Origin of the sequence: Lichenibacterium ramalinae (assembly GCF_004137085.1) — a bacterium.
Classification (GTDB): Bacteria; Pseudomonadota; Alphaproteobacteria; order Rhizobiales; family Beijerinckiaceae; genus Lichenihabitans; species Lichenihabitans ramalinae.
The window spans coordinates 84168-96909 of sequence record NZ_QYBC01000005.1; the positions used below are offsets into that span (position 1 = coordinate 84168).

Below are 12742 nucleotides of genomic sequence, written 5' to 3' on the forward strand. Positions count from 1 at the left end.
CGGTCCCGGCCGCTCGTCCGCGGCCTCGGCCGACGACCCTCCGCTACGTCACCGGACCGACGACGGGAAAGGCGGCTCGAGGAAGGGGGTCAGCACCCCTTCGATCCACCGCATGAACGCGCGAACCCGGCGCGACAGGTTGGTCCGGTGGGCGACCACGAGGGCCACGTCCAGCGGTTCGGGGCGGAGGTCCGGCAGCACTTCGACCAGCGCCCCGCTGTCGAGGTGCCGGCCGATGCCCGACAGCGCGGCCTGGATCAGGCCCAGGCCGGCGAGGCCGGCCGCCTCGTAGGTCTGCACGCCGTTGACGTGCAGCGCGCCCGGCAGCGCGAGCGTCGCATAGGTGCCGCCCTCACGGTCCGGATACTCCCAACCCGAGGGCTTCGCGCCGAGGGTCCTGCTGTAATGGATCGTCCGATGGTCCTGGAGGCGCAGGTCGTCCAGCGATCGGGGGATGCCGTGGCGCGCCAGATAGGCGGGACTGGCGGCATTCACCATGCGCAGCCGGCCCAGCGGGCGGGCGACCAGCGTCTCGTCGCCGATCGGCCCGATCCGCAGCACGCAATCGAACCCCTCCTGGACGAGGTCGACCTGCCGATCCGTGCTGGACACCTCCAAGGCCAAGGCGGGATGGGCGTCCATGAAGTCCGGCAGTGCCGGCACGATCGTGGTGCGCGCCAATTCGGTCGGGAGGTCGACCCGAAGGCGCCCGCGGAGCCCGACGCGCTCTTCCGCGAACATGGCATGGAGGTCGTCGACCGCGGCCAGCAGGTCGCGGGCGCGCGCCCGGAAGGCCCGTCCGTCCTCCGTCAGCTGCACGCTGCGCGTCGTCCGGTGCAGCAGCCTCGTCCCGATGGCGTCCTCCAGCTTCCGCACCGCCGTCGAGGCCCGGCCTTTCTGGATGCCCAGGCTGTCGGCGGCGCGGGTGAAGCTCCCCATGTCGGCGACCCTGACGAAGATCAGGACGGGCGCGAGATCCTGCATGGCGGTGCCCCTCGTCGTGCCCGGCCGCGAAGCCGGATTGTTTCCGCCGGTGGAACGACCTGTTCGTTCTTGCACGCTTTATCGCGTCAGGAGAGCACAATATTCCGAAGGGCGAGGCCCGGCGGGCCGCATCGGCCCCGCCGCGGACCATCGAGCGCCCAGGAGACAGGCATGACCCGACCCAGCACCACGACCGCCGTCGTCTACCACTCGGGCTTCGGGCACACGAAGCGCCTGGCGGACGCCGTCGCAGGCGGCGCCGCCGCCTCGCTGATCGCGATCGATGCCGAGGGCGACATCCCCGAGGCCGCATGGGCGACGCTCGACGCTGCCGACGCCATCGTCTTCGGCTCGCCCACCTACATGGGCGCCCCGAGCTGGCAGTTTAAAAAGTTCGCCGATGCGTCGTCGAAGCCCTGGTTCGCGGAAAGGTGGAAGGACAAGGTGTTCGGCGGGTTCACCAACAGCGCCAGCATCAATGGCGACAAGCTCAACACGCTGCAATACTTCGTTCTGCTGGCGGGCCAGCACGGCGGCCTGTGGGTGAGCCTGGGTCTCAAACCGGCGAACGTCAAAGCCTCGCGGCGCGACGATCCCAACCGGATGGGCGCCTATCTCGCGCCGATGGCGCAGTCGGACGCGGATGCGGCGCCGGACGAGATGTCCGCAGGCGACCTCGAGACCGCCCGGCTCTACGGGGTCCGCGTCGCCGAGATCGCCGGCCGCTTCTCGGCGGGCCCCGGCCGCCGCGCGGGTTCGCTCGGGCCGTCGCCGGCAGGTGCCGGATCCCCCGAAGCCTGAGGTCGTCCCCGCGCGGCACGCCCCGCGCTATCCTGCACGGCGTTCCGTCCGGACCAGGAGGCGACCCATGACCGACCCCATCGCCGAGCGCCTGATCGGGCGCTTCTTCCGCTACCTGTCGGTCACGAGCCAGAGCGACGCTGCGGCGACGGGCCTGCCGAGCACGCCGGGGCAGCGCCGGCTGGCCGAGATGCTGGCGGGGGAACTCGCCGAACTCGGCGCCGCCGACATCCATCTCGACGCCGGCAGCATCCTCACGGCGCGCCTGCCCGGGCGCGTGCCGCAGGCGCCCTGCATCGGCTTCGTGGCGCATCTCGACACGGTGGATGTGGGCCTGTCGCCCGACATCCGGCCCCAGCGCCGCCGTTTCGCCGGGGAAGACCTGCTGCTCGACGCCGCGAGCGACACCTGGCTGCGCGTCGCCGACCACCCGGAGATCCTGCCCTATGCTGGCGAGGAGATCCTCTTCGGCGACGGCACGAGCGTGCTCGGCGCCGACAACAAGGCCGCCATCGCCGTGGTGATGACGGTGCTGGAGATGCTGGCGCGCGAGGCGACGCCGCACGGCGACATCGCCGTGGCCTTCGTGCCCGACGAGGAGATCGGGCTGCGGGGCGCCAAGGCGCTCGACCTCGCGCGTTTCCCCGCCGCCTTCGCCTACACGATCGACGCCTGCGAGCGGGGCGAACTCGTCGCCGAAACCTTCAATGCCGCCGGCGCCACCATCGAGATCACGGGCGTCACGGCCCACCCCATGGCCGCCAAGGGCGTGCTGGTGAACCCGATCCTCGTCGCCACCGAGCTGATCGGCCTCTTCGACCCGCGCCAGACGCCGGAACACACCGCGGGGCGCGAGGGCTATTGGTGGTTCAACGGCATCCGGGGCGACCAGAGCCGGGCGCGGCTCGACGTGGCGATCCGCGACTTCGACGCGGCCGGCTTCGCGGCGCGCAAGCGGGAGTTGGTGGAGGCGGTCGACACGGTCCGGGCCCGGCATCCCGCGGCGCGGGTGGACCTGCGGATCGCCGACAGCTACGCCAATATCGGGGGGTCGCTCGGCGAGGACCGGCGCTGCCTGGACCTGCTGGACCGGGCCTTCGACGCGCTCGGCATCGCCCCGAAGGTCGTCGCCATGCGGGGCGGCACGGATGGATCGGCGCTGTCGGCGCGCGGCATCCCCACGCCCAACTATTTCACCGGCGCCCTCAACTTCCACTCCCGCTTCGAGTTCCTGCCGGTGTCGGCCTTCGTGGATTCGTTCCGCGTGACCGAGACGCTGTGCCGCCTCGCCGCCGACCTCCGCTGAGCCTGCAAGTCGGGCGGCGACGGGGCCGTCGCCCGAATCGTCGGCACCGTCGGCACGGAGGCGCGCCGCGGCCCGCCCCCGTGCCGTCCCGGCGCGCCTCTATCGCAAAGCGCCGATGCTGCATCGCGGCAGAGCTGTCGAGCCGAGATACTATTCTCCATCCGACATCAGCTAGGAGAAAATCGTCTTCCATTGCTGGTCCGGCGTCCAGGATTTCAAGCATTCCTGTGCAGAACCCCCGATGACGGCATGATGCTTGCAAAAAGACCGGCGCACTGTGATGGTTGAGGTCAGGGCTGTGGACAGCCGAGGACGAGGAAACGTACCGGTCATGACTGAAGATCGCTCGCACCTGTCGGCGCGTACAGGCCTCGTCCTGGACCGCCGGGACCTCATGACCAGCGCGGCCGCGCTCGGTCTCGCCTTCGGCGCGCTGGGCGGTCCCGCCCTGGCCGAGGACGCGCCCAAGAAGGGCGGCACGCTGCGGCTCGGCATGGAGGGCGGCAGCGCCTCCGACAGCCTCGACCCCCGCACCTACGCCGATTCCGTCCCGATCGACTACGGCTACCAGATCTTCAACGGCATGGTGGAGATCGGCGACAACGGCGAAGCGGTCGGCGAACTGCTGGAATCCTGGGAAACCAAGCCCGGCGCCACCGAGTGGGTGTTCAACGTCCGCAAGGGCATCACCTTCCATTCGGGCAAGACGCTCGACGCCGACGACATCGTCTATTCGCTGAACCTGCACCGCGGCGACACCAAGTCGGCCGCCAAGGACCTGCTCAGCGCCATCTCGGACGTGAAGAAGCTGGGGCCGAACCAGATCGGCATCACCCTGTCCACCGGCAACGCCGACCTGCCCTACAACCTGTCCGACTATCACGTCCTGGTGGTGCCGAACGGCTTCACCAACTGGGCCAAGCCCGACGGCACCGGCGCCTATGCGCTCGAAAGCTTCGAGCCCGGCGTGCGCGTCCTGACCAAGAACACCGGCCATTACTGGAAGCCGAACCGCGCCTGGTACGACAGCGTCGAGCTGCGCTACATCCCCGACGCCGCCGCCCGCAGCCAGGCGCTGATCTCCGGCCAGGTCGATGCCGTGAACCGCCTCGACCCCAAGACGGTCGGCTTCCTGATGAAGTCCCCGAAGGTCAGCGTGGTGCAGACCAAGGGAACGGGCAACCGCTTCGCCTTCGTGGCGCTCTGCGACGACCCGAGCTACACGTCCAACGACGCCCGCATGGCGCTGAAATACGGCATCGACCGGCAGAAGATCATCGACACCGTGTACAAGGGCTTCGCGCAGGTCGGCAACGACACGACGATCAGCCCGGCGAGCCCCTATTTCGCCCAGAACACCCCGCCGCACACCTACGATCCGGACCGGGCGGCCTCGCTCTACAAGAAGGCCGGCAGCCCCAAGTTCAGGCTGCAGGTGTCCGAAGGCGCCTTCTCGGGCGCCACCGACGCCGGCGTGCTCTACCAGGAGGCCCTGAAGAAGGCCGGCATCGACCTCGAAGTCGTGCGGGTGTCGGGCGACGGCTATTGGAGCAACGTGTGGCTGAAGGCGCCCTTCTGCGCCGTCTACTGGGGCGGGCGGCCGACGGTCGACCTGCAGCTGTCGCAGACCTTCATCTCGACCGCCAACTGGAACGACACCCACTGGCGCGACCCGGCCTTCGACAAGATCGTCACGGAAGCCCGCGTCGAGCTCGACGACGCCAAGCGCAAGCAGATGTACGCCGAGGCCCAGCACCTCATCGCCGACAATGCCGGCATGGTCTGCTTCGCGGTGGGCGACTACCTCGACGGCTACGCCAAGAAGATCAGGGGCGCCAAGCCCCACCCGCGCTACGACCTGTGCGACCAGCGCGTGGCCGAGAAGACCTGGTTCGCCTGACGGGCCAGCCGCCCGACGGGAGCGGGGTGCCCCGCCCCGCGCCGTGGGAGAGCCCTGCGGGACCCTCCGCCGCCACGGTCGACCAGCCCGGCGGAGGCTCCCGCCGGGATCCTCCCCGGCGCGGTCGGCACGGCCCCGCCGCGTCCCGAAAGGACCCTTCGTGATCCGCTTGATCCTGTCGCGCATCGGTCTCGGGCTCCTGACCCTCCTCGCCGTCTCGGTGGTGATCTTCGTCCTGACCCAGATCCTGCCGGGCGACGTCGCATCCTCGGTGCTGGGCCAGTCGGCCACGCCCGAAACACTGGCGGCCTACCGGCATGAGCTCGGCCTCGACCGCCCGGCGGTGGTCCGCTACTTCGTGTGGCTGGCCGGCGTGCTGCACGGCGACTTCGGCACGGCGCTCACCAACGGGCAGAACATCATCGAGGTGCTGTGGCCGCGCCTGCGCAACACCCTGTTCCTCGCCGGCTATGCCGCCCTGTTGGCGCTGCCCCTCGCGGTGGGCTTCGGCATCCTGTCGGCCATCCGCGAAGGGCGGCTCACGGACCGGCTCGCCAACATCGTGGCGCTGCTCGCCATCTCGATGCCGGAGTTCTTCGTCGGCTACCTCTTGATCCTGAACCTGTCGGTGAACCACGAATGGTTCCCGTCCCTCGCCACCGTCGGGGCCGACACGCCCTTCGGCGAGCGCGTCTGGGCCGTGACGCTGCCGGCCGTGACCCTCACTTTCCTGGTCACCGCCCACATGCTGCGCATGACGCGCAATTCGGTGCTCTCCACCATGTCGACCGCCTATGTCGAGATGGCCTTCCTCAAGGGCCTCAGCCGCGCCCGCGTGGTGACGCGACACGCCCTGCCCAACGCCGCCGCCCCCATCATCTCGGTGATCGCCCTGAACCTCGCCTATCTCGTGGTCGGCGTCGTGGTGGTGGAGAACGTCTTCACCTATCCGGGCGTGGGCCAATACATGATCGACGCCGTGACCAAGCGCGACGTGCCGGTGATCGAGGCCTGCGGCATCGTCTTCGCCGCCGTCTTCATCACGCTGAACACCCTGGCCGACGTCACCGCCATCGTCCTCAACCCGCGCCTGCGCCACCCCCGGTGAGGACCCCCGCATGACGCTCTTCGGCCACAAGCTGCCCGTCACCGCCCTCCTGGGCCTCTTCATCATCGTGCTCAACATCGCCGTGGCGGTGGCCGGCCCCTACCTCGCCCCCTACGGCGAAACCCAGGTGGTGGGCGGGGGCTGGGACCCGGCCTCGGCCGCCACCTGGTTCGGCACCGACCAGATCGGGCGGGACATGTTCACGCGCCTCATCTACGGCGCCCGCATGACGATCGGCATCGCCTTCGTCACCACCATCCTGTCCTTCGCCATCGGCATCTCGACGGGGCTGCTGGCCGCCGTGACGGGGCGCTGGGTCGACACGCTGCTGTCGCGCGCCGTGGACGTGGTGCTGTCGATCCCGCTGCTCATCTGGGCCCTGATGATCCTCAACGTGCTGGGGCAGTCGCTGTTCTCCCTGGTGCTGACCATCGGCTGCCTCGATTCCACCCGCGTGTTCCGCCTGGCGCGGGCGCTCGGCATCGGCCTCGTGTCGCTCGACTTCGTCGAGGTGGCCCGCATGCGCGGCGAGGGCCTGGGGTGGGTGATGCGGCGCGAGATCCTGCCCAACGCCGCCGCCCCGCTGATGAGCGAGTTCGGGCTGCGCTTCTGCTTCAACTTCCTGTTCATCGCGGCGCTGAGCTTCCTCGGCCTCGGCGTGCCGCTGCCCTACGCGGATTGGGGCGGCATGGTGAAGGACAATGTGGGCGGCATCTCCTTCGGCCTGCCCGCCGCCCTCTACCCGGCCGCCGCCATCGCGCTGCTCACAGTGGGCATCAACCTCGTGGTCGACTGGTTCCTGTCGATCGACGCGCGCCCGTCCGGCGCCCAGGCCGAGATGTGAGGGTCCCACCATGGCCGACGACCAGATCCTCCGCCTCGAGAAACTCCGCGTCGAGACCATCACGGGGCGGGTGCTCGTCGACGACGTCGACGTGACGCTGAAGCGCGGCGAGATCCTCGGGCTCATCGGCGAGTCCGGCGCCGGCAAGTCCACCATCGGCCTCGCCTCCATGGCCTATGCCCGGGCCGGGATGCGGATCACCGGCGGCACCATCACGTTGGCCGGCACGGAACTGCGCGCCTCGACGGCGCTCTACCGCCGCAACAGCCGCGGCAAGAGCATCGCCTATATCGCGCAGAGCGCCGCCGCCTCCTTCAACCCCGGCATGACGCTGATGGACCAGGTGTGCGAGGCGCCGGTGACCCACGGCGTCATGGGCCGGGCCGAGGCCGAGGTCTATGCCCGCAAGCTGTTCCGCACCCTGCAGCTGCCCAGCCCCGACACGATCGGGGCGCGCTACCCGCACCAGGTGTCGGGCGGCCAGCTCCAGCGCGTCATGGCCGCCATGGCGATGAGCTGCCGGCCGGACGTGATCGTGCTCGACGAGCCGACGACGGCGCTCGACGTGACGACGCAGATCGAGGTGCTGGCGCTGCTGCGCGACCTCATCGCCGAGTTCGGCACGGCCGGGCTCTACATCACCCACGACCTCGCCGTGGTGGCGCAGATCGCCCACCGCATCATGGTGCTGCGCCACGGCAAGCTCGTCGAATGCGGCGAAACCCGGCAGATCCTGGAAGCGCCGCGCACCGAATATTGCCGCGCTCTGGTCAATGAGCGCCGCGAAGCCGAGCACCTCGTCCTGTCGGTGCCCGACAAGGTGGCGCAGCCCGTGCTGCGCGTGACGGGCGTCACGGCGGGCTATGGCGCGGGCGCCACCGCCAAGGGCGCCATCGCGGTCGTCAAGGGCGCCTCCTTCGACCTCGCCCGCGGCGAGACGCTGGCGATCGTCGGCGAATCGGGCTCGGGCAAGAGCACGATGGCGCGGATCGTGACGGGGCTGCTGCCGCGCTGGAGCGGCACGATCGAGCTCGACGGCAAGGCCCTGCCGCCCGCCCTGGCGCAGCGCCCCAAGGAGGTGCTGCGCCGGCTGCAGATGGTGCACCAGATGCCCGACACGGCGCTGAACCCGCGCCAGTCGCTGGCCGAGATCATCGGCCGGCCGGTGGCGCTGTTCTTCGGCAAGTCGCGCGCCGAGGTTCGGGTGCGGGTGCTGGAACTTCTGAAGCTCGTCGGCCTGCCGGAGGACTTCGCGGACCGGCGGCCCGGGCAGCTGTCGGGCGGCCAGAAGCAGCGCGTCTGCATCGCCCGGGCGCTCGCCGCCGAGCCCGAGGTCATCATCTGCGACGAGCCGACCTCGGCGCTGGACCCGCTGGTGGCCGAGGAAGTGCTGAAGCTGCTGAAGGGCCTGCAGGACCGGCTCGGCCTCGCCTACGTGTTCATCACCCACGACCTCGGCACGGTGCGCCGCATCGCCCACCGCACGGCCGTGATGCTGAAGGGCGAGATCATCGCCCAGGGCCCGACGGCCGAGATCTTCGCGCCCCCGTTCCATCCCTATACCGAGAAGCTCATCAGCTCCGTGCCCGAGATGCACACGACCTGGCTCGACGAGGTGCTGGCGCGGCGCGGCGGCACGGCCGGGCTGGTGGCGGGCGCCGCAGACCGCCCGGCCGACCCCGCCACCGCCGCCCACCTCGCCGCCGCCGACCCCGCCGCCGTCGCCGAGGCGGAACGGCTCGCCGCCGAGCAATTGCTGGCCGAAGGCCGGGGCGCGACCGCCCTCGACGACCTGCAGGTAGAAGTCCGCAACCTCAAGGGGATGCTGGAGATCTGACGCCGGGAGCACCGGCGGCGGCCCGGCCAGAAGCCGGCGAGAGCCCTTCATCGGGTCGCCGTCGCATTCCCCGTCCTCGGCGGGCTCGTCTCGGCCGGGCATGCGGCCTTGTCCCGCCGCGTGTCGAGACAGGCCTGTCGGGCAGAGATGAGTCGAACCAGGCTTCACGCGCTCGTCTCGTAGTCTATGGTCGATCGACATCGTTGCCGCTGTCGGGCGCGAGTGGAAAGGCCACTGGATCGCTGACCTCATGGCTGAAGACCAAGAAGACCGCTTCAGAGGCGGCAAACGCTATGCTCGCGATAGGCATTACGGTATCGATGATAGGATGTTTGGCGTTGGTGGCACAGGCAGGAAAAAGACAAGTACGGCATCGAGAACCTTGATAAACAACAGGCAGAAGCTCTGCACGATCTGTGGAAGAAGAGTTGTCGACCGGAGGGTTAGCTCATGATTTTCAGGCTCATGACGGTCAATCCGATCATCGAAAAACCCCTCGTCCAAGCCTGGGTGCAGGGCGATGAGAGCTTGGTCGTAGGCGCTTTGAAGAACCTGCGGAACGAGGCGTCACGGCAGGACAAAGAATTGCTGTCCATGGATGTCCTCGACATCCTTCAGGAGACGCAATCCGCGCGGATCAGGGATGCCGCCGCTATAGCCTTGGTCGATCTCGGTGTCAGACAGAGTGTCATGAAGATCGTCGATGTCCTGCGGCGACCAGGCTTTGCCAAATCGTCCGGAACACTGCTTTTTGCCTTGAACGAAATACAGGCATCTCTACCCCTCAGTGTTCTCATGCAGGTGGTCGTGGAGGGCTCGTTCGAGTCTAGAAACCAGGCGATGTTCTTCCTTGAGGAAGGTCGTTTCGATCGCGTCGATCCGTCGTACCTGAAGTCGTCCATCGATCGCCTCGAAACGTTGATGGACGCAGAAGATCCCGAGACTGTCGAAGCGGCCGATTTTGCGCGCCAGTGTCTGCTCGACTATTCAAGGGAGAGATGAGGACACCCTCGATCGGGGCCGGTGAACGATTTGGGCTCGACAGGCTGACAGGATTTCCAGGGTCGAAACGCCGCGAGACACAGCGGCGACGGCGATCGACCGGCAGCCTCGGGGGCAAGGCGGGTGAGAGCGGTGTCGGCGCAATATCGTTGCCGGCCAGACGGCCTTCGGTCGCCGGCGGTGGGGTGAGACAGCCGTCCGGGCGTCCCACGCGCCACCCCCCTTGCCACGCCGCCCCGCCTGCCCCCATAACGGAACAGGGCGTGAACGCGGCGCGGGCCCGGCGCCCGCCAGGGTGACGCGGACCATGTCGACGCCGGCTGCCGGGCGCACGCTGTTCCTGTTCGAGAAACCCTCGGCGATGCGACAGCTGCAGCGCTTCTTCACCTCGCCCGACACGGTCTGCGTGGCGGCCGAGGGGCATCTGCTCGGCGCCGAGGAGCCCGGCGACATCCGGCCGGATTGGAAGCCGTGGCGGTTCGAGGCGCTGCCCATCGTGCTCGACGCCATCCCGGTGCGGGCCGGCCGCAACCGCTCGGGCCAGTCGCACAGGCCGAAGCTCGACGCCATCCGGGCGGCGCTGCGCGGCGTCGCCCGCGTCATTATCGCGACCGACCCGGGGCGCGAGGGGTCGATGATCGCCTGGGAGATCCTGGAGCACCTCGGATGGCGGGGCCGCATCGACCGGCTGAAGCTCGGCGCCCTCGACGACCGGTCGATCCGGCGCGCCTTCGCCGCCATGGCGCGGGAGCCGGATTCGGGCGAGCGCGACTATGCCGCCTACCTCGAGGCGCTCTGCCGCCAATACGAGGACTACCACCTCGGCCTCAACGGCACGCGCGCCATCTCGCTGCGCCTGCGCCCGCCCGCCTTCCGCGAGCCCTGGCGCTTCGGCGGCGTGCAGACGCCGACGCTCGCCATCCTGGCCGACCTCGAAGGGCGCATCCGGGCCTTCGTGCCGCGGGACTTCTTCAAGGTCGCGCTGCCCGTCGTCACCCGCGGCGGGGCCGAGCTGACGCTCTGGCACGCCCCGAAGGAGCGCATCTTCGATCCCGACGTCGCCGAAACCGTCCGAGCCGCGGCGGCCGGCTGGTCGGGCCGGCTCGCCGTGGAGCAGAAGGACGTGCGGCGCCCGCCGCCCCGGCTCTTCTCGAAGGACACGCTGGCACGGCGCTGCGCCAAGCGCTTCGGCTGGGACCCGCAGCACACAGCCAAGCTGGCCCAGGACCTCTACGACCGGGGCTACCTGACCTATCCGCGCACCGAATCCGAATACCTGCCCGAGAGCCAGGCGGCCGACGCCGCCGCCGTGGTGGCGGCCGTCGTCACGGTCCTGGCCGATTGCGTGGCCCTCGTGCCGGCCGCCGACGCGCTGGTGGTCCGCCGCGGCGCCCGGGGGCATTACGTCAAGGACCCCGGCGAGCACCACGCCATCGTGCCGCTGCGCAAGGTGCCGGCCGGTGCCGGCCTCGCGCCGGACCTGTTCCGCCTGTGGGACCTCGTCGCCCGGGCCTTCCTGGCCGCCCACATGCCGGACGGGATCGACGCGCGCACGAGCGTGTCGGCCGAGGTCGCGACGCCGCTCGGGCCCCGGCGCTTCACCGTCGGTGGCAGCGTCGTGCGGGAGCCCGGCTGGCGCGCGGTCTACGGGACGGAGGCGGAGGCCGACGCCGAGGTCGTGCCCGGCCGGGCGAAGCGCGACGACGACGTGACGGTGGCGCGCCTGCCGGCCGTCCGCCACGGCGAGGAGGCCCGGGCCAGGGGTGCCGAGGTGGCCACGGCCGTCACCGAGCCGCCCCGCCGCATCACGCGGGGCGAGTTGCCGGTGGTGATGGGGCGTTTGATCGACCAGGTGGAGGACCCGGAGGTCAAGCGCGCCCTCGAGAACCCCGTCAACCCGAACGAGCCGAAGGGCCTCGGCACGGCCGCCACCCGCGACACAATGCTGCCGAAGCTGCTGAAGAGCCACTACATCGCGCTCCAACCCGGCAAGGACCCCGCCATCGCCGTGACGGAGGTCGGGCTGGCCTTCCTGGCCGCGGTGCGGCGGGTGTTCCCGGCCTATGGCGACCCCGTCGGCCGCGCCGTCTTCGAGGCGGAACTCGGCGAGATCGGGCGTGCCGCGACGCGGGACGAGGCGTTGCGGCGCGCCGAAGCCTTCCGCCAGCGCACGCGCCGCCGCGTCGAGGACCTCATCGCCGCCATCTCGGGCGCGACGGTGCTGGACGTCGCGCCGGCGCCGCGGCCGGCGGCGGGGCCCGGCGGCACGGGCAGGGGCGGCACGGGCAGGGGCGGCAAGGGCAGGGGCAAAGGTGGGAGCCGGGGCGGAGAGGATGCCGGCGAGGGCCGGGTGGAGGATGGCGGCGAGGGCCGTGTTGATGACGGCGGCGAGGGCCGCCGGCGGCGGGCCCCCACCGCCGCCATGCTGGCCTATGCGACCGCGCTCGCCGAACGCAAGGGGCTGAAGCTGCCGCGCGGCCTCAAGGCCGACGGCGCGCTGTGCCGCGCTTTCCTTTCCGAACATGCCGGGCCCCGGGGGCCGGCATCGGCGAAATCGGCCGAAGGGGGCGGCCCGCGCGCCCCGAGCGCCGCGATGCTGCGCTACGCCGACAGCTTGGTGCGGCAGCTCGGCGTGGCGTGCCCGCCGGAGGTCGCCGAGGATTTCGCGGCCTGCCGCCGCTTCCTTGATGCCCACGCGGTTCGCGCCCCGACGGCCAGCACCGCGCAGGCGCTCCCGCAGGGCGCCGAGGGACCGGCGGGCGGGCCGGCGGCGAAGCCGAAACGCCGCGCGGCCCCGGCCCGGCGCCCCGGCGCGGCGGCGGCGCGGGGCCGCGGAGCCGGCTCGTCCGCGCCTCCCGCCTGACGGCCGCCACGCCCCCTTCGCGCGATCCGGCCGTTCCAACCGGGCCGATCCTGATCTAGGGTCCGGCGATGCGGCCCGCCGACCCACGCGGCCTGCC

General features: G+C 70.5%; 9 protein-coding genes. 8 read left to right on the forward strand and 1 reads right to left on the reverse strand.

Going from position 1 to position 12742, the window contains the following annotated elements; genetic code table 11:
- Positions 1–48: 48 nt before the first annotated feature.
- Positions 49–984, reverse strand: a complete 936-nt coding sequence (locus D3272_RS07250) for a LysR family transcriptional regulator (RefSeq protein ID WP_129218495.1) — start codon at positions 982–984, stop codon at positions 49–51.
- Positions 985–1155: 171 nt separating this feature from the next.
- On the opposite strand from D3272_RS07250, the gene D3272_RS07255 reads away from it, so the two are divergent.
- From D3272_RS07255 to D3272_RS07290, 8 genes are all read left to right on the forward strand, one after another.
- Entirely contained in the window at positions 1156–1785 is a 630-nt protein-coding gene (locus D3272_RS07255; protein WP_129218496.1) for a flavodoxin family protein, read from the forward strand.
- A gap of 67 nt (positions 1786–1852) precedes the next feature.
- Entirely contained in the window at positions 1853–3091 is a 1239-nt protein-coding gene (gene pepT / locus D3272_RS07260) for a peptidase T (RefSeq protein WP_129218497.1), read from the forward strand.
- A 331-nt stretch (positions 3092–3422) separates the two neighbouring features.
- Positions 3423–4991, forward strand: a complete 1569-nt coding sequence (locus tag D3272_RS27875) for an ABC transporter substrate-binding protein (RefSeq protein WP_129218498.1) — start codon at positions 3423–3425, stop codon at positions 4989–4991.
- A 160-nt stretch (positions 4992–5151) separates the two neighbouring features.
- The gene (locus D3272_RS07270; protein WP_129218499.1) at positions 5152–6099 is read left to right on the forward strand and encodes an ABC transporter permease; all 948 of its coding nucleotides are present in this window, start codon (positions 5152–5154) and stop codon (positions 6097–6099) included.
- A 10-nt stretch (positions 6100–6109) separates the two neighbouring features.
- On the forward strand, positions 6110–6943 hold the full coding sequence (locus D3272_RS07275) for an ABC transporter permease (RefSeq protein WP_129218500.1): 834 nt from the start codon (positions 6110–6112) through the stop codon (positions 6941–6943).
- Positions 6944–6953: 10 nt separating this feature from the next.
- A complete protein-coding gene (locus D3272_RS07280) occupies positions 6954–8780 on the forward strand; it encodes an ABC transporter ATP-binding protein (RefSeq protein ID WP_129218501.1) in 1827 nt (608 codons plus the stop codon).
- 450 nt (positions 8781–9230) lie between these two features.
- Positions 9231–9782, forward strand: coding sequence for a hypothetical protein (locus D3272_RS07285; protein WP_129218502.1), 552 nt, complete (start codon positions 9231–9233; stop codon positions 9780–9782).
- 307 nt (positions 9783–10089) lie between these two features.
- Positions 10090–12645 (forward strand): type IA DNA topoisomerase, encoded by a 2556-nt coding sequence (locus D3272_RS07290; protein ID WP_207210156.1) that lies wholly within the window; start codon positions 10090–10092, stop codon positions 12643–12645.
- Positions 12646–12742: the final 97 nt, after the last annotated feature.

What these genes read in the sequence shown, in the direction of transcription:
- D3272_RS07250 (WP_129218495.1), bottom strand. Translation starts at nt 984, where the DNA reads ATGCAGGATCTCGCGCCCGTCCTGATCTTCGTCAGGGTCGCCGACATG.
- D3272_RS07255 (WP_129218496.1), top strand. Translation starts at nt 1,156, where the DNA reads ATGACCCGACCCAGCACCACGACCGCCGTCGTCTACCACTCGGGCTTC.
- pepT (WP_129218497.1), top strand. Translation starts at nt 1,853, where the DNA reads ATGACCGACCCCATCGCCGAGCGCCTGATCGGGCGCTTCTTCCGCTAC.
- D3272_RS27875 (WP_129218498.1), top strand. Translation starts at nt 3,423, where the DNA reads ATGACTGAAGATCGCTCGCACCTGTCGGCGCGTACAGGCCTCGTCCTG.
- D3272_RS07275 (WP_129218500.1), top strand. Translation starts at nt 6,110, where the DNA reads ATGACGCTCTTCGGCCACAAGCTGCCCGTCACCGCCCTCCTGGGCCTC.
- D3272_RS07280 (WP_129218501.1), top strand. Translation starts at nt 6,954, where the DNA reads ATGGCCGACGACCAGATCCTCCGCCTCGAGAAACTCCGCGTCGAGACC.
- D3272_RS07285 (WP_129218502.1), top strand. Translation starts at nt 9,231, where the DNA reads ATGATTTTCAGGCTCATGACGGTCAATCCGATCATCGAAAAACCCCTC.
- D3272_RS07290 (WP_207210156.1), top strand. Translation starts at nt 10,090, where the DNA reads ATGTCGACGCCGGCTGCCGGGCGCACGCTGTTCCTGTTCGAGAAACCC.